Source organism: Novosphingobium sp. BL-S-34 (genome assembly GCF_056857015.1).
In genome coordinates, this window is sequence record NZ_CM166472.1 from 2,459,357 (window position 1) to 2,474,681 (window position 15,325).

General features: G+C 67.0%; 18 protein-coding genes. 6 read left to right on the forward strand and 12 right to left on the reverse strand.

Annotated features, from left to right (window positions below):
• Nucleotides 1–36 precede the first annotated feature (36 nt).
• From AC1VV3_RS11755 to AC1VV3_RS11770, 4 genes are all read left to right on the forward strand, one after another.
• Nucleotides 37–1,146 (forward strand): helix-turn-helix transcriptional regulator, encoded by a 1,110-nt coding sequence (locus AC1VV3_RS11755; RefSeq protein WP_132268225.1) that lies wholly within the window; start codon nt 37–39, stop codon nt 1,144–1,146.
• A gap of 195 nt (nt 1,147–1,341) precedes the next feature.
• Nucleotides 1,342–2,094 carry an SDR family oxidoreductase gene (locus tag AC1VV3_RS11760; RefSeq protein ID WP_134093897.1) on the forward strand — a complete coding sequence of 251 codons (753 nt, stop codon included), beginning with the start codon at nt 1,342–1,344 and terminating at the stop codon, nt 2,092–2,094.
• 12 nt (nt 2,095–2,106) lie between these two features.
• On the forward strand, nt 2,107–2,910 hold the full coding sequence (locus tag AC1VV3_RS11765) for an SDR family NAD(P)-dependent oxidoreductase (RefSeq protein WP_482961835.1): 804 nt from the start codon (nt 2,107–2,109) through the stop codon (nt 2,908–2,910).
• A gap of 453 nt (nt 2,911–3,363) precedes the next feature.
• A complete protein-coding gene (locus AC1VV3_RS11770) occupies nt 3,364–4,521 on the forward strand; it encodes a pyridoxal phosphate-dependent aminotransferase (RefSeq protein ID WP_482961836.1) in 1,158 nt (385 codons plus the stop codon).
• Nucleotides 4,522–4,527: 6 nt separating this feature from the next.
• Here the strand turns inward: AC1VV3_RS11770 and AC1VV3_RS11775 are convergent, their stop codons facing one another.
• On the reverse strand, nt 4,528–5,385 hold the full coding sequence (locus AC1VV3_RS11775; RefSeq protein ID WP_482961837.1) for a DUF3617 domain-containing protein: 858 nt from the start codon (nt 5,383–5,385) through the stop codon (nt 4,528–4,530).
• Between the two features lie 353 nt (nt 5,386–5,738).
• Between AC1VV3_RS11775 and AC1VV3_RS11780 the strand changes: the two genes are divergently transcribed.
• Both AC1VV3_RS11780 and AC1VV3_RS11785 read left to right on the forward strand, forming a co-directional pair.
• The gene (locus AC1VV3_RS11780) at nt 5,739–6,458 is read left to right on the forward strand and encodes an alpha/beta hydrolase (protein ID WP_482961838.1); all 720 of its coding nucleotides are present in this window, start codon (nt 5,739–5,741) and stop codon (nt 6,456–6,458) included.
• A gap of 209 nt (nt 6,459–6,667) precedes the next feature.
• Nucleotides 6,668–7,147 carry a hypothetical protein gene (locus tag AC1VV3_RS11785; RefSeq protein ID WP_314464211.1) on the forward strand — a complete coding sequence of 160 codons (480 nt, stop codon included), beginning with the start codon at nt 6,668–6,670 and terminating at the stop codon, nt 7,145–7,147.
• A 274-nt stretch (nt 7,148–7,421) separates the two neighbouring features.
• Here the strand turns inward: AC1VV3_RS11785 and AC1VV3_RS11790 are convergent, their stop codons facing one another.
• The 11 genes from AC1VV3_RS11790 to AC1VV3_RS11840 form a co-directional block, all read right to left on the reverse strand.
• Nucleotides 7,422–8,024, reverse strand: coding sequence for a response regulator transcription factor (locus tag AC1VV3_RS11790; RefSeq protein WP_132268237.1), 603 nt, complete (start codon nt 8,022–8,024; stop codon nt 7,422–7,424).
• Nucleotides 8,025–8,192: 168 nt separating this feature from the next.
• Nucleotides 8,193–8,567: a flagellar export chaperone FliS gene (locus AC1VV3_RS11795; RefSeq protein ID WP_132268239.1), complete on the reverse strand. Its 375-nt coding sequence runs from the start codon at nt 8,565–8,567 to the stop codon at nt 8,193–8,195.
• 1 nt (nt 8,568) lies between these two features.
• Complete coding sequence (fliD, locus tag AC1VV3_RS11800) at nt 8,569–10,023, reverse strand: flagellar filament capping protein FliD (protein WP_482961839.1); 1,455 nt, start codon at nt 10,021–10,023, stop codon at nt 8,569–8,571.
• A 54-nt stretch (nt 10,024–10,077) separates the two neighbouring features.
• Nucleotides 10,078–11,214, reverse strand: a complete 1,137-nt coding sequence (locus AC1VV3_RS11805) for an EscU/YscU/HrcU family type III secretion system export apparatus switch protein (RefSeq protein WP_482961840.1) — start codon at nt 11,212–11,214, stop codon at nt 10,078–10,080.
• Complete coding sequence (gene fliR / locus AC1VV3_RS11810; RefSeq protein ID WP_482961841.1) at nt 11,211–12,011, reverse strand: flagellar biosynthetic protein FliR; 801 nt, start codon at nt 12,009–12,011, stop codon at nt 11,211–11,213. Before fliR ends, AC1VV3_RS11805 begins: the two co-directional genes overlap by 4 nt.
• Complete coding sequence (locus AC1VV3_RS11815) at nt 12,008–12,298, reverse strand: flagellar biosynthetic protein FliQ (protein WP_132268246.1); 291 nt, start codon at nt 12,296–12,298, stop codon at nt 12,008–12,010. The genes fliR and AC1VV3_RS11815 overlap by 4 nt, the downstream gene beginning before the upstream one ends.
• Before the next feature lie 3 nt (nt 12,299–12,301).
• Nucleotides 12,302–13,087 carry a flagellar type III secretion system pore protein FliP gene (fliP, locus tag AC1VV3_RS11820; protein WP_482961842.1) on the reverse strand — a complete coding sequence of 262 codons (786 nt, stop codon included), beginning with the start codon at nt 13,085–13,087 and terminating at the stop codon, nt 12,302–12,304.
• The gene (locus tag AC1VV3_RS11825; RefSeq protein WP_132268250.1) at nt 13,084–13,380 is read right to left on the reverse strand and encodes a FliO/MopB family protein; all 297 of its coding nucleotides are present in this window, start codon (nt 13,378–13,380) and stop codon (nt 13,084–13,086) included. Before AC1VV3_RS11825 ends, fliP begins: the two co-directional genes overlap by 4 nt.
• Nucleotides 13,380–13,700: a flagellar motor switch protein FliN gene (gene fliN / locus AC1VV3_RS11830; protein WP_132268252.1), complete on the reverse strand. Its 321-nt coding sequence runs from the start codon at nt 13,698–13,700 to the stop codon at nt 13,380–13,382. The genes AC1VV3_RS11825 and fliN overlap by 1 nt, the downstream gene beginning before the upstream one ends.
• 43 nt (nt 13,701–13,743) lie before the next feature.
• On the reverse strand, nt 13,744–14,676 hold the full coding sequence (locus AC1VV3_RS11835; protein WP_482961843.1) for a FliM/FliN family flagellar motor switch protein: 933 nt from the start codon (nt 14,674–14,676) through the stop codon (nt 13,744–13,746).
• A gap of 25 nt (nt 14,677–14,701) precedes the next feature.
• The gene (locus AC1VV3_RS11840) at nt 14,702–15,307 is read right to left on the reverse strand and encodes a flagellar basal body-associated FliL family protein (protein ID WP_482961844.1); all 606 of its coding nucleotides are present in this window, start codon (nt 15,305–15,307) and stop codon (nt 14,702–14,704) included.
• Nucleotides 15,308–15,325: the final 18 nt, after the last annotated feature.

Sequence of the window (15,325 nt, forward strand, 5' to 3'; positions counted from 1 at the left end):
TCGGCTCAGGCCCATTCCCATTTGGGGATCACGGACATGCTGCAAGGAGAGGACGCGGCGCTGCTGGTGCCGCTGATCGAGGGACTGGTGGAAGACCCGCCCTGGCGGCGCTTCCTCGATGCCTTGCGGGCGCGCGTTGCAGCGGACTATGCCAGCCTCGTGTTCCGGCCTCTGCCGATGGGTACGCCCGAGGCGCGGGTGATCCACCTCTACTCCGGCCAGCCTTCTCCCCCGCCGATCTCGCGGCTCTATCGGGAGAGCCTCTATCTGCGCGACCCGATGCCTTATCACGCCATGCAGGAGGGGCGGACTCATGCGCTGCACGAATTGCTGCGTTTCGGCGACCCCAAGCACGATGCCTATCTCGACCAGTTGCTCGCACCTTCGGGCATGAACCATATGCGGATGATCCGCTTTGCCGAGGCGGGCGGCGTGAACGGCTGGATCACGATTACCCGGCGCGATGGCGAGTTCGCGCCGGATATCGACGGCCTGCTAGAAGACCTCGCCCCGCACCTGCGCGCCGCACTCGGCAGCTTCGTGGCGTTGGAGCGCGAGCGCATGGGTGCCGAGATCGAGCGCGAGGCGGTGCGGCGGATGAACTTCGGCTGGGTGACGCTCGATGGGGAAGGGCGGGTGCTGGATGCCGATCCGCTGGGCGCGCGGATGCTGGCGGGCTCGAACGGCCTGACGCGGACGCGCGATGGGCGGCTCAGCGCGCATGATGCCAGGCTGCGGCGGCAACTCTCCGAAGCGGTCGGCGAACTGGCGCGCGATCCAGACGCCCGGCCGCGTGCGCTGGTGCTCTGCCGGGAGCCTTGGCTCGACCTGCTGCTCGTGCCCTCCGGCCGGCGCATGGGCACGACGCGGGCGGCGCCGGCAGTGCTTTGCTATCTCCACGCCGATCACTGGTCTTCGGCCGACCGCTGCGGGCAACTGGCGCAATTGTTCGACCTTACGGCCAGTGAAGCACGGTTGGCGCTGGCCCTGAGCCGCGGGTTGTCGATTGCCGAGGCGGGGCCGGAAGTGGGGCTGACGGTGGAATCGGCGCGGACTTATTCGAAGCGGATCTATGCCAAGACCGGAGCGCGGGGGCAGGCGGATCTGGTGCGGTTCATCCATCGCAGTGTGCTGGCGATTGCTTGAAGGAAGCGGAGGGAAGCCTTGGGGCATGGTCCCCTGCTTCTTTCCATGCCTCTTCTCAACTTGGATACATTCACCGGACCTCGCAGCAGCGATTTGAACAGTTGTTCAGCATTTTTCGTTGACTTCGCCCGGAGCCCTTGCCAGCAAATGGATACGAAGCGGCCGCCAGGTGCCGCACGAACGAGTGGAGAAGGCATGTCTGGCCAGCTTGCAGGAAAGGTCGCGCTCGTTACCGGCGCGTCGTCAGGGATCGGGGAGGCCGCGGCGCTTTGTCTGGCCGAGGCAGGGGCGACGGTCGCCGTCTGTGCGCGCCGGGTGGAGCGGCTCTCCGGGCTGGTCGCCCAGATCGAGGCGGCGGGCGGCAAGGCGCTGGCGATCCCCGGTGACATGACCCTCGAAGACGACGCGCGCGGGGCGGTGGAGAAGACCGTCGAAGCGTTCGGGCGGATCGACATTCTCATCAACTCGGCCGGGATCATGGAAGCCGGCGGGATCGAGAACTGCGATACCGCGATCTACCGCCGGGTGATCGACATCAACCTGATGGGCACCGTCTACACCAGCGCGGCCGCCGTGCCGCACATGCTGGAGCAGGGCGTGGGCGACATCATCACCATCTCCTCGCTCGCCGGGCGCAAGGGCGGTCCGATGACCAGCGCCTATTCAGCCAGCAAGCACGCGGTGAACATGATGACCGACGGCATGCGACAGGAACTGGGCGGCAAGAACATCCGCGTCACCACGCTGATGCCCGGCGCGACCGAGACCGAAGTGGCGGATTCGATCTCAGACCCGCAGTGGCGCACCGCGATCAAGGCCCATGTCAGCAAGGAAGGCGCCGTGAAGCCGCGCGATATCGGCGAGGCTCTGGTCTTCATCCTCGCCATGCCGCGCCGGACGAACATCTCCGAAATCTCGATCCGCCCGACCATCGACACCAGCGCCTGAGGGAGAATGAACATGGCTGGAAGGCTTCAGGATAAAGTCTGCATCGTCACCGGTGCCGGTTCGGGCATGGGCAAGGCGATGGCCGAGCTGTTCCACGCGCAAGGCGCCAGGCTGGTGCTCGCGGACATTTCGGGCAAGCAGGACGAAGTGGCGGCCGCGCTGGGCGGCGACACCGTGGGCGTCCAGTGCGACGTCTCCGACGAGGCGCAAGTGCAGGCGATGATCGCCGCGGCCGAGGACCGCTTCGGGCGGCTCGACGTGCTCTGCAACAATGCCGGATTCGGCGGGCCGATGGCGCCGCTGCACACCCAGTCGCTGGAGACCTGGGACCGGGTCCACGCCACCAACTTGCGCGGCGCGTTTCTGGGCATGAAGTACGGGATCACGTCCATGCTCAAGACAGGCGGCGGGGCGATCGTGAATACGACATCGGCCTCGGGCGTGGTCGGCTGGAAGCATCATTCGGTCTACGGCGCGGCCAAGGCAGGCGTGAACCAGCTCACGAAAACAGCGGCGCTGGATTATTCGGACCAGGGCATCCGGATAAACGCCATAGCGCCGGGCACGATGTGGACCGGGCTGGTGCAGGCATCGCGCACCCATGCCGAGCCGCCGGCCGAGTTTCCGGTGCTCGCGGGCATTCCGATGGGGCGCTGGGGCCTGGCGAAGGACATCGCCCAAGCCGCGCTCTACCTCGCCAGCGACGAATCGGCTTACGTGACCGGTGTGGTTCTGCCGGTGGACGGCGGATATTGCATCGGCTTTTCGGGCATGGGGGCAGAGCGCCCCGGCATCGCCAGCGCCAATCCGGGCTGAGTGCGAAAACGGGGCGCCCCAGAGGCGCGGCGCCGGCCACTCGATCCGCCAGACCTCGGCGAGGAGGTCACCCCCTTGCGATAACTTCCCCCCCGGGATTATCGCTCTGGGCGAATGTGGGCCGGCGCCGCGATCCGGTCGGGGCCGGATTGGAAACCGTACAAAGCCGGCGGCAGCCGCCATGGGCTGAATTCAGCCGATAGTGGTCAGGCTGCCGCCGAGTTATGAAATTTGCCTGCCGGTAGAGCCTTGCCGTGGGGTCGCATCACGGGTCGGCCGGTTCGCGGCAGTGTCCGGGCCAGATGCGTTGCCACTTCCGATTCGAACAAGATGGTTATGACAGCTTCTCGCCAGCCGCGCCGTGAGGCAGATCACGCTCCGTTTTCGTCCCGGCCGTCACGCCAGCCGGCAACAGGATTGCCTGCCGATGGCAAGCCGCCTAGCAACGCGGCCATGACCGTTTCAGAGATCGCCCGGGTAGACCCTTTCCACGCCATGGCCATCGGTCGCCTCGCTTACGAACTGGCGGGCGAAGGGCGGGACGTGATCCACATGGAATATGGCCAGCCTTCCACCGGAGCGCCGGCGGCCGCCATTGCCGCAGCCCACCGCGTGCTGGACAGCGACCCCGGCGGCTATTGGGAAAGCACGGCTCTGCTGGAGCGCATCGCCCGGCACTACCGCGAGGCTTATGACGTCGGGATCGACCGCGAGCAGGTGATCCTGACTTGCGGCGCCTCGCCCGCATTCGTGCTGGCGCTTTCCAGTCTCTTCGTGCCCGGCGCGCGGGTCGCCCTGGCCCGGCCCGGCTATGTTGCCTACCGCAATACGCTGAAGACGCTTTACCTCGAACCGGTGGAGATGGCCTGCGGTCCGGCCGAGCGCTATCAAGTGACGGCCGCGGCGCTGGATGCGCTGGATCCCGCGCCGGACGGGCTGATCCTGGCCAGCCCGGCCAACCCCACGGGAACCGTGATCGCGCCCGAGGAACTCGCGGCCATCGCGGAGGTCTGCCGCCGTAAGAACATCCGCGTCGTCTCCGATGAAATCTACCATGGCCTGGCCTATGGCGCGCCGGCGCAGTCGACGCTGCAGCATCTGCCGGAAGCGGTGGTGGTGAACAGTTTCTCCAAGTATTACTCGATGGCGGGCTGGCGCCTTGGCTGGCTGGTGGTGCCGCCCGAAGTCGTCGCCCCGGCGCGCGCGCGGATGAACAACCTGTTCCTCACGCCCTCGGTCCTGGCCCAGCACGCGGGCCTGATCGCCATGGACGAAACCGCCGAACTGGAAGGCCATGTCGAGGGCTATGCCCGCAATCGCGAACTGCTGCTGGCCGCGCTGCCCAGCCTCGGCCTCGACCGGATCGCCCCGCCCGACGGTGCGTTCTACATCTACGCCGACATCGGCCATCTGACCGAGGACAGCCTGGCCTTCTGCCAGCAATTGCTGCGCGACACCGGAGTCGCCACGGCTCCGGGGATCGACTTCGACCCGGTCGACGGGCACCGCTTCATCCGCTTCAGCTTCGCGGTCTCGACCGCCCTGGTGCAAGAGGCGATCGCGCGCATGGTGCCGTGGTTCGCGAGCTGGGCAAAAGCGCGTTCGGCCTGAGGCCATTCAGGCGGGGCAATCGCCGATCCGCGCCCCCGTCACCCGCCTGCGATACCGTTGCTTGAAATTCGAACCCTCGCCCAAGATCGAGACGGCCGTGTCCATCGTATCGGCGCCTACCTTGCCGTGCACGTCGTAGCTCAGGGAGTACATGCCGGCCGCGCAAGTCTTGCCGCCGGTCACTTTGCCGCTTTTGATCTTCACGGTCGAACGCGTGCACAATCCCTCTTCGGCAAGGCCGGTGGCGGCGGCCAGAAGTCGCTCCAGCGCATCGTCATGCTCGCCCGCAGCAATGCAGACGGTGTAGGTCTTTCCAGGCCTCAGCTGAAATTCCCTTGTGGGCTTTTCGTTGAATGTCGCGGACTCCTTGATCTGCCACAAGCCCGGCGTGACTTGCGGCCGCCCGCCGATGACGACGATTTCCGCAGCCGGCGCTTCGCTGGGCACGGCGGTCGGCGTCGATGGCGGCAGGCGCGGAACGGTCGCGGCGAGATCGGCCGGCTCGCTCTCGGCAGGATCCCAGCGCGGCGGCCGATAGGCGACCGAGGCGATCCGCTCGCCCAGGCAGGCCTTGGCCGGCACCGCGTCACGGAAGCCGTCCTTGATGCAGGCATTGAGCACGGTGCAGACGAAGCGATCGATGTCGGCATCGCCGCTGGAAATCATGACATCGCAGCGCTTCATGTGCGCGCCCCATAGCGCGTAGTTCAACTTTACGCGGCGTATCTTCCGGCCAATCACGACGATGTCTTCGCCCGAGGTAATCGCGGCGGCGGCAGGCTCGGGCGTCTGTGCGTGCGAATGGGCGAACAGTGCCGCACATGCGAGCCCCGCAGCGGCAAGACAGGCCAGAGCGCGTCGCACGTCGATCCTCCCCCTCCCCGCGAGGTCATGCCCCGCTTCGGCACTCGAATTCCTTGCGCGGCGTCAGTCCCGCCGGGCGAAGATCATCGCGGTGTCCGGACCGCCGTGTCCAAGCCATTCTTGTGGAACGGGCACGGCACCGCATTGCTTAACTTTGTTCGCCTTTCCTGCCAAATAGTAAGGCCTGATTTCAGAGATTTAACCTGAACAGCGCTGCGGCTCTTTGCGAGATCCGCCAGATCCGGAAGTCTTTTCGGGGCGCTGTCAGGCATCGCTCCTGCGAACGCGCTGCGATTGACCGCGGACGCGCCTCGGCGCTTCTCTTGCTGTGAAAAGAAGGGTGGAGGGGAACGATGGCCACATTCGTGCTGGTTCATGGCGGCGGCCATGGTGGGTGGTGTTACAAGCTGGTCGCCCAGCGGCTGCGGGCCATGGGGCATGAGGTGCATGCGCCTTCCTTGAGCGGTCTGGCGGATCGTGCGCATGTTCTCAGCCAGGCGATCGACCTGGACACCCACATCGATGACGTGGCCGGCTTGCTGGAGTTCGAGGATCTGACGCAGGCCATTCTCGTGGGGCACAGTTATGGCGGCATGGTCATTACCGGGGCAGCGGACCGCAAGCCGGAGCGGGTCGGGCACCGGGTCTATCTCGATGCCGCTTATCCGCGCGACGGCGAATCGCTTTACGAACATGCCCATGAGCAGATCCACATGGCCCGGCAGGGTCTGCACGACGTGGGCGGCGTGCCGATGGTCATGGCGCCGATGCCGGGCTTCGCGGCGTTCTTCGGGGTGACCGATCCCGAACTCGGCGCCTGGACCGATGCCAGGCTGACGGCGCAGCCCTGGAAGTGCTTCGAGCAGAAGATCGTCTTCCGCAACGAGGCGGCCATGCGGGCGATCCCGGAAAGCCACCTGATCTGCACATCGACCATTCCCGGCCGCGACATGAGGCTGATCGATGCGCGGTCTCACGGGCGCGTGTGGGATATCGACACCGGGCATGACCTCATGCTGACCGAGCCGAAATGGGTCGTAGAACGCCTTGATGCCATCGCCCGGGGCACCTGACTCGATTGCTCTTGGGCAGGCTTCCGAAAGCAAGCCCTTGAATCTGCTGGTCGCACGTGCAGAAGATTTAACCGCGATTAGCGTTTCAGGAATGGCCCTGCCCCTGTAGCAGGATGGCACGCGCCCTTGATCCGACCCGGCGCGCGGATTGACAGTCCGCGCCGGTTGGGGACTTTGGCGTACCAAGCAACAACACGGTGGCGAGTCCTTTGACCCAGCACGTATGCAGTACGGAAGTGTGGATCGCGCGCCTGCGCGACTTCCTGCACGATTGTGCGGGCAGTGCGCCCTCCGAGGAACACGACCGTATTCGCGAGGGTCTGTTGCTGTTCCTCCACGATCCTGCGCGAGGGGAGAAACGGCTTGGCGCTGGCCAGAAGCCCGAGCCGAAGTCGGCGCACAAGCTGGACCCTGCCGCGATCGAGGCCATGTTGGCTTGCGGCGCCACCGAGAGTGCAGTCCTGGCGCTGATCGGTCCTAACGATACTTTCATGCTTTCGCGCGGGCTGAACGGAACCTGCCTCGCTACCCTGGTGATGGCGGATGGCTCCGAAGAGATGATCTGCGAGGCGGCGACGCTGTCGCTGGCGCTTCTGGCGGCCTATGTCTCCAAGCTGCTGACCGGAATGGAGCGCCGCGACACGGAAGCGGCACCCGTGACGCTGCCTTCGGGGGTACGCCTCCACTAGGCCGGGCCAAGGGCCGATTTTTCCGGAACAAGCGGCGCAGATGTGCGAACGGGGCGGCGCTCCGCACGGTCGCACGTCGAGCGGAGGCGCCGCCAGTTCGGGTTCATTCGCGTTCCCGCGAACGCTTCGGGCCGGGAGGGGAATACGGCCAGGTTTGCCGAAGCGCGCGGGGCCGGCGCTGTTGGAGTGGCGTGACGGCGCGAGCGTTGTTGCACGGGATCGCTTAAGCATTGGTAGGGCGGCCCTTAGGGTCATGTCCGTGTCCGCTTGCCCGTCAGTTCACCAGCGAAGCCTCTATGGCGATGCGGATCGCGTCGGACGTGTGGTTGGCGCCCAGCTTGTTCAGCATGTTGGCGCGGTGGATTTCCACCGTGCGCGGGCTGATCGAGAGCCGTTCGCCGATCAGCCGGTTCGAAAGGCCGCTGGCGACGCCGCCCAGCACTTCGCGCTCCCGCCGGGTCAGGCGATCGATCCGGGCGCGGGCCATGACTTCGCGCAGCTTGGCATTGCCGACATGCTCGGCGCGGTCGATCGCGCGCGCCAGCGTGGCGTTGAGTTCCTCCGCGGCGATGGGCCAGGCGATATAGTCGATCGCGCCGTCGAGAACGGCCTGGACGATGCGGTTGGCGTGGGGATGTTCGCTGAAGGCGATGATCGGGAACCACTCGCCATGACGGGCCATGTTGTCGATCAGGTCGTCGATCACGCCGGGCTCGTCGTGGATGAGGATGACCCCGGAGCGGGGCCAGGCGCTGGCGATCTCGGAAATATTCTCGAAGGGTTCGACATGTATCTGCCCGGTTGAGAGGGCATGACTGATGGCGGCGCGTCTTCGCAGATCGTTGTCGATCAGGATGAGATTGGAAATCCGCTCCATGCGTATTCTCCCTTTCCGGCTTGTGCCTAGGGGGATATCGCATGATCGCTTTCATGCGCGCCGGACCTGCTCCAAAATCGACCTATGACCCGCCTCCCGGTATCGAGACGCGCGGGGCACGGCGGGTTTCGGCAACCGAAACGGCAACATTTCCCGCGCCGTGAACCGTCAGCGTTGGGCGAGCAGGGCCTGTCCGATCTCGGCGAAGTCGGCGCGCAGGGCCGCAAGGCTGCGGGCGTCGAAAGCGATGGCGCTGTCCAGCACGGTGCGGCGCGCGGCGTCGTAAAGCTGGTTGAGCGCCGCGGCCACCTCGCTCTCGCCCGAGACGCCGAGATGCAGGGCGGTGATCGCCGTGAGCGCGCGCGTCAGCGAGCGGCTCTTGAGCCCGTTGTCGCCGTTGCGGTCGGCATGGATGGCGGTGCCCAGCGCCGCCACGAGGTGTTCGTAGCACAAGTGGACCAGTTCCGCCGGCCCGGCCCCGCTGACGCGCGCATCGAAGTCTACCCGGCGATAGGCTTCGACCGGGGAAAGCTGGCGCCGCATCTCAACTGCTCTTGTTCCACTGGGCGATCTGGTTCTGCAGCATCGTCAATGTCGATTTCGACACGCCGATCCGCGCTTCCGACACGGAGAACTGCGAGGAGAGGCGGGCGCGGAGCTTCTCCTGCTGTTCCGCCAGACTGCTCCGGTCATCGGAAATCTGCGCGAGCAACTTGGTGTAGCGCGAGATCGAGCCGCCCAGAGAGCTGGTCTCGGTGCTGGATGTCGCGGCGCGATAGATCTTGTCATAGCTGGCGTAGACGCCGTGGAGGCCGTTGGTGAACATGGCCGTCACGCCTTCGGGATCGGCGGCGATGGCCGTGTTCAGCCGATCGGTATCGAGCGCGAAAGTGCCGTCGCGCTGGGTCTTGAGGCCGATGTCGGCCAGGGTCTTCGCCGTGCCGGTGGCATTCGGCATGATGGTCGATCCGGCCAGGCCCGAAAGCGCGCGCTTCAGGGCCCGCGCGCCGCCGTCGTTGGCGAGATCGCCGCCGATCGCGGTGGCCGTATTGAGCGCGGACATCACCTCGTTCAGCGCGTCGGTGAAGTCCTGCATGGCGCCCGCGATCGAGGTGGCGGGATTGGCGAAGCTCACCGTGGTAGGCGCGCCGATATTGGTGGCGGCAAGCAGGAGCTTCACGCCCGGAATGGCGTCGCTGACGGTGTTGGATCTGGCCGTCATCGCCAGGCCGTCGACCTTGAAGGCAGCATCCTGCGCGGCAGCGAGAAGCTGGGCCTGGCCCGGAGCGGAGCCGGTGGCGGGGCTCCAGGCCAGCTTCGAGAGGCCGGGATTGGCGGGGTCCTCGCTCGCTTCCAGCATGAAGCCGTTGGCGGCGCCTTCCTGTCCCTTCAGCACGAGTTGCGCGCCGTCCACGGTCTGGGCGACATAGGCGCTGACGCCGGCGTTCGCGGCGTTGATGGCCTTGGCCACGTCGGCAAGCGAGGCGCCCGCCGCGATCGTCACATCGACCGCCGCATGGCTGCTATCCGCAGTAAACGCGCTGCCGGAGACGGTGCCGAAGCGCAAGGTGAGCGTGCCCGCACCGACTTTGTCCGTGGCGGCTGGATAGGCCTTGCTCGCCAGTTGCTGGCCCCGGGCGAGTTGGGTGACTTCCAGCGAATAGGTGCCTTTGGGCGTCGAGGTGCCGGTGAGGCTGGCCGCGCCGACCGCGGCATTGGCAAGGCTGGGCGTGCGCGCCAGGTCTCCCGAGCGCACCAGCGTCCCTAACGAGGTATCGAGCGAAAGCAGCATGGACTTGATGCTGGAGGCCGTGGAAATCTGGGTGCCCAGCTTGTCCGAGCGGGCTGTCAGGCGGTCGTTCCGGCTGGCGAACTGGGCATTGGCCAGATTGTTGGCCAGGGCTGCCATGTCCACGCCGCTGCCGCCGCCAAGCGCGGTCACCAGCGAGGAACTGGTCAGCGACGAAGTCGCGGCGGTCGATGCTGTGGTGGTAGCCATGGGTCGGAGAACGGCAGGGGTAGGCATTCGTTAAGGGCGGCTCGGGAGAATTTCTCAGCCTTGGCGGGGATCGGGATGCCCTTCGGCATCGAAGCGGACGGTGACAGGCACGGAGACTTGCGGCGGGTGGCGATGCTCCCCGCGCCGAAGGGCCAGCACGAAGGCGAGGATCGCGGCAATCGCCACATAGTGGTCTTCGCGGATCATCTGCCTTTCGCGCGTGGTGAAATAGACCGAGCGGGCGAGTGCGGGGTAGGAGAGCACCGGCAGGGAGAACTCCGGCGCCATCTGCCGCATCGCCTGCGCCCGATCGCCGCGGCCCTTGGCGATGACCAGCGGGGCAGGCGCCATGGCGGGGTCGTAGGCAAGGGCGACGGCGAAATGCGCCGGGTTGATGATGATGAACTGCGCATCCTTCATCGCCGGGACCAGCCCGCCCATGGCGATCTTGCGTTGCCGCTCCTTTATGGCCGCCTTCTTTTCGGGCGAGCCTTCGCTTTCCTTCTGCTCGTCTCGCACGTCCTGGAGGGTCATCCGCAGGCGCATCATCCGGCGCACGAGCTGCACCGGCAGGTCGACGAGGGCGATCACGAACAGCCCGGCGGAGAGCCAGAAGAGAAGCTGGACCAGTGCGTCCCAGGCATAGGCCAGCTCTGCGAAAAGGTTGCCCCGACCGAGCCGCGCGAAAGCCTCCAGCCGCCCTTCGGCCCAGGTCCAGGCGATCGTTCCGAGCAGAGCGACCTTGGCGATGCCTTTCGCCATCTCGATCAGGCCGGTCAGGCCGAACATGCGCTTGAGGCCGGACATCGGGTTGATCCGCGAGCCCTTCGGCGCCAGGTTGCCCCCGAGCCAGCGCCCTTCGCCGAACCCGAGCTGAGAGACCAGCGAGGCGAGGACGACCGCCAGGCCGAGCACCAGGATCGGCGGAAGCCCGGCCAGGAGCGCACCCATCAGCAGGCGGCCGGGGGTGAAGTCGTCCAGCGCGGACTTGTCCCAGGTGAAGCCGGCGCGCAGCACTTCCGCCAGCATGTTCAGCACCCAGGGACCCGCCAGCGACAGCCATGCGGCGCCGATCGCCACCGAGGCTGCCGTCGCCAGTTCACGCGAGCGGATCACGTCGCCGCGTTTTGCCGCCTCGCGCTTGCGCTTCTCGGAAGGCGCGAAGCTCTTTTCGCCTTCCTGTTCGCTCATGGCGCGTTGCCACCGCCGGATTGCAGGAGTTCGGCCGTCTGTTCGACGGCGTCGGCCGAAAGACGCACCACGAGGTCGGTCAGCACCGGGGCGCCCACCAGCAACGCGGCGATACCGCCAAGCACGCCTGCCGGAAGCCCCAGCGAGAACAAGTTGAGCGAAGGCGCCGAGCGGCCGAGCACACCGGTGACGATCTGCACGACCAGCAGGATCAGGCAGGCGGGCAGCGCGATGGTCACGCCCGTGGCGAACATGCGGCCCGCGAACCCGGCAATCGCGGCGAGGCGCTCGGCCCCGAGCCAGGTGTGACCCGGCGGAAAGGCACGGTAGCTGTCGACGATCAGTGCGAACCATTGCAGATGGGCGCCCAGCGCCAGGAAGACCAGCGAGAGCACCACCGCGAAATACTGCCCGAGTGCGGGAGACTGCGCGCCGGAATTGGGGTCTACCGCGGTGGCGACGTTCATGCCCATCGCGCCGCCGATCAGCTCTGCCGCCAGGATCGGCGCGGCGAAGGAAAGCTGGAGCACGAAGCCCAGCGCCAGGCCGACAAGCACTTCGCCGAGGACGCAAAGCACCCCGGCGGCGGAGAACAGCGCGGCCGGTGCGGCGACGTTCGTCCAGGCGCAGACCAGCACGGCCAGCGATCCCGCGCCGATCACGCGGACTTGCGGCGGTACGCCGGCGATGCCGAAGAGCGGGGCCGCGACCAGGGCCGCCCCGATGCGCGTCATCACGAAGACCAGCCGCCAGAATTCGGTCTCCAGCGGCCCGAACCCGAAGTCCAGCTGGATCACGGCGCGGCCTGCTCGGCCAGTCCGGTGCGGGCGATCTGCGCGAAGACTTCCTGTGCGAACTCGCCGACGAGGGTCATCATCGAACCGCCGAAAACCACCAGCACCACGGCGGTGACGGCCAGTTTCGGCACGAACGTCAGCGTCTGCTCGTTCACCGAAGTCGCGGCCTGGACCACGCCCACCGCCAGCCCCACCGCCAAGGACGCCAGCAGGACCGGCGCGGCGACGAGTGCCGTCACCCAGAGCATGCGGTCGGCCAGCGAGAGCAGGGCGGTGATGTCTTCCATCGCCTAGCCGAAGCTCGCCGCCAGCGAACCCATCAGCAGGGCCCAGCCGTCGATCATCACGAAGAGCAGCAGCTTGAACGGCAGGGAGACCACCATGGGGCTCATCATCATCATGCCCAGGCTCATCAGCACCGAAGACACCACCAGGTCGATCACCAGGAACGGCAGGAACAGCATGAAGCCGATCTGGAAGGCCGTCTTGAGTTCGCTGGTGACGAAGGCGGGAAGCAGGATCGAGAAGGGCACGTCTTCGCTCCTGCCGAAGCGGGCCGGTCCGTTGCCGTTCCGGGCGGCCATGTCGGCGAACATCATGAGGTCCCGCTCGCGGGTCTGGCGGATCATGAAGGCATGGAAGGCGCGTCCCCCCGCCGCGATTCCCTGTTCGGCATTGATCCGGCCGGCGGCGTAAGGCGCAACGGCATCGGCGTTCACCCTTTCAAGCGTGGGCGCCATGACGAAGAGCGAGAGAAACAGGGCCAGTCCGATCAGCACCTGGTTGGGCGGAGACTGCTGCAAACCCAGCGCCTGCCGCAGGATGGCCAGCACCACCAGGATGCGGGTGAAGCTGGTCATCATCAGGATCAGGCTGGGCAGGATCGTCAGCAGCCCCATGACCAGCAGGAGCTGCAGGGACATGCTCAGTCCCCCCGAACTTCCGGCGCCGCCCGCTCCACTGCCTCCCAAGGAACCCAAAGCGCGGTCCAGTGCGCCGGGTATCGCCTCCTGCGCATGGGCGGCGAGCGGCACGAAAAGAGCCGCGAACAGGCAGGTGGCGAGCAGGCGCTTCATGGCTCCGCGGTCCCGGCGGCAACGATGGCGTCGAAATCCGGACGCGCGGGGGCTTCCGCCAGGCGCGTGAGGCCGTGGCGTGTGGCTGCCACCAGGATTTCCCGGTCGTGGAAGGCGATCACCGCCAGCCGCTGGGTGGGCGAGAGCATCAGCGTCTCCACGATCCGCAAGGACCGGCTGCCGGCGTTCAGCCCCGCCCGCTCCTGCATCTTGCGGGCCAGGATCAGGCAGCCCCAGGCCAGCAGCCCGATGAGCGGCAGCAGGACGACCAGCTTGGCCAGATACCAGAGCATCAGGCCGCGCCTTCCTCGCCGTCGGGCAGGGCCGGGGACAGGGCATCTTCCGCCGACCCGCCCTCGGCGCCCTCCAGCCCCGCGATCTCCACGATCCTCAGGCCGAAGCGGCCGTTGTGAGACACCACTTCGCCGCGCGCGATCGGCTTGCCGTTGACCAGCACGTCGAGCAGCTCGTCGGTCAGCCGGTCCAGCACGACCAGGCTTTCGGGGCCGAGCGAGAGCACGTCCTTCAGCTTCATCTGGGTCCGGCCCAGTTCCACGGTCAGGCGCACGTCGACGTCGCGAAGAAAATCGAGGCCGCGGGGATGGATGCTCATCGTCGGTCGTTGTCCCTGTTGTCTGGAATGCGGGGTGAAGGCGTCAGAACGCGTGCGTGACCTGGACCGCGACCCGGTCGTCGATTTCCCCGATCGTGCCGCTGGCCAGCGTGCGGCCACCGATCTGGAGCGGAACGCTGCGCGCCACCGCCACCGGCAGGATCTCGCCCGGGCGCAAGTTGGACAGGCGCGCCATGCCGAGCCGCATGTCGACAAGCACGGCCGTCACTTCGAGCGGCATGGAGGCGAAGGGCTCGTCGGCCGGTTCGGGATGCACGAAGCGCCGCCGCCGCGGGGGTCCGTGGCGGGGCGTCGTGGTGGCGGCGGCCAGCGTGGTGGTCGGCAGAGCGAGAGTGAGCGACCAGGCCGACAGGCCCGGCTCCTCGATGTCCAGCGACAGTGTCAGCAGGTCGGCGTGGGCGGGGAAAGGGTCGAGCTGGCGCAGGCTGACATCGCGGCGCAGCGGGCGGACGCGGTGCTCTTCGCCGCCTTGGCCGTCGAGCGCGAAACTGAGCGCTTCGGCCACGCAAGTCTCGATGTGGGCGAGCAGGAGTTCGGCGGAAAGCGGGAAGCTTTCGGGCAGGGGATCGGGCACTTCACCGGGGCCGCCGAAGGCTCGGTCCACCAGCCGGAAGACCGGCGCGGCCTCGAAGATCGCCAGGAGCGGCAGGCCGGAGACGCCCATGCCCATCAGCGTATGCGCCGCCAGCCCCGCGATCCCGGCCTCGACCGTCGCCAGCGTGGCAGCCACCGGCATGGCGGCGCGCACCAGCGGCGCCTCGCCGCCCGACAGCCGGGCAAGGCCCACGGCAAGCGCACGCGTCAGCCTTTCCCCGATCAGGGAGAACGCCGGAACCAGATCCGCGGTCGAGGGGCCCGTTCCCAGCAGTTCGCTGCAGTGATGTGCCGGGGGACGGGCCGAGGGACGGGCCGGGGAGCGGGCTGCATGCCCGCGGGACGAGTCTGGAGCCGCCATTACCGCTGCCTTCCTGAATGATGTCTCACTGGATGATGAAAGTGCGGAAGTAGACGCCGTCGACGCCGCCGAACCCTTCCTTGCGGATCAACACGTTGTTGATCGCGGCGGTCAGCCGTTTCTCCAGCCGGTCCTTGCCCGGCATCGTGTAGACGTCGTTCTCGGGCGTATCGGCCAGGATTTCGAGCAGGGCGGAGCGGATCGCCAGTTCGTGCTTCTTCAGCCAGATCACCACTCGGCCATCCCGCCGCGTGGAGCAGGCCAGGCTCAGCTGGACGAGGGCGTCCGAGTCCTTGAGGTTGGAGGTGAAATCCTCGCTGAAGGTGAAGTAGGCAGTGCGATAGGGATCGCCGCCGTCGCCTTCGACCTCGGGCGGCGCAGCGCCCTCTTCACCCTCGGCCTTGGGCATATAGGGATCGTCCTCGCCCTTGCGGACCAGCTTGGGCTGGTTGTCCTCGCGGCTGGAGGCATGGCCCCCGATCATCCCGCTCATCATGAGCGCCGCCACGCCGCCGCCGCCCACCACCAGCATGGCCGCGGCGATGAGCACGAGAGTCAACTTGCCCCTGCGCCTGGTTCCTGCCTTGCCGCTCGCCTCGGCGGTGCCGTCCTGCGCTGCCTTTTCGCTCACTGTACGCAATCCCCCCTT

Excerpts from the sequence above, each read along its gene's own strand:
- fliN (WP_132268252.1), bottom strand. The coding sequence starts at position 13,700 with ATGAGCATCCATCCCCGCGGCCTCGATTTTCTTCGCGACGTCGACGTG.
- AC1VV3_RS11835 (WP_482961843.1), bottom strand. The coding sequence starts at position 14,676 with ATGGCGGCTCCAGACTCGTCCCGCGGGCATGCAGCCCGCTCCCCGGCC.
- AC1VV3_RS11825 (WP_132268250.1), bottom strand. The coding sequence starts at position 13,380 with ATGCTCTGGTATCTGGCCAAGCTGGTCGTCCTGCTGCCGCTCATCGGG.
- AC1VV3_RS11805 (WP_482961840.1), bottom strand. The coding sequence starts at position 11,214 with ATGAGCGAACAGGAAGGCGAAAAGAGCTTCGCGCCTTCCGAGAAGCGC.
- AC1VV3_RS11795 (WP_132268239.1), bottom strand. The coding sequence starts at position 8,567 with ATGCGGCGCCAGCTTTCCCCGGTCGAAGCCTATCGCCGGGTAGACTTC.
- AC1VV3_RS11755 (WP_132268225.1), top strand. The coding sequence starts at position 37 with ATGCTGCAAGGAGAGGACGCGGCGCTGCTGGTGCCGCTGATCGAGGGA.
- AC1VV3_RS11765 (WP_482961835.1), top strand. The coding sequence starts at position 2,107 with ATGGCTGGAAGGCTTCAGGATAAAGTCTGCATCGTCACCGGTGCCGGT.
- AC1VV3_RS11780 (WP_482961838.1), top strand. The coding sequence starts at position 5,739 with ATGGCCACATTCGTGCTGGTTCATGGCGGCGGCCATGGTGGGTGGTGT.
- AC1VV3_RS11760 (WP_134093897.1), top strand. The coding sequence starts at position 1,342 with ATGTCTGGCCAGCTTGCAGGAAAGGTCGCGCTCGTTACCGGCGCGTCG.
- fliD (WP_482961839.1), bottom strand. The coding sequence starts at position 10,023 with ATGGCTACCACCACAGCATCGACCGCCGCGACTTCGTCGCTGACCAGT.
- fliP (WP_482961842.1), bottom strand. The coding sequence starts at position 13,087 with ATGAAGCGCCTGCTCGCCACCTGCCTGTTCGCGGCTCTTTTCGTGCCG.
- AC1VV3_RS11815 (WP_132268246.1), bottom strand. The coding sequence starts at position 12,298 with ATGGAAGACATCACCGCCCTGCTCTCGCTGGCCGACCGCATGCTCTGG.
- AC1VV3_RS11790 (WP_132268237.1), bottom strand. The coding sequence starts at position 8,024 with ATGGAGCGGATTTCCAATCTCATCCTGATCGACAACGATCTGCGAAGA.
- AC1VV3_RS11770 (WP_482961836.1), top strand. The coding sequence starts at position 3,364 with ATGACCGTTTCAGAGATCGCCCGGGTAGACCCTTTCCACGCCATGGCC.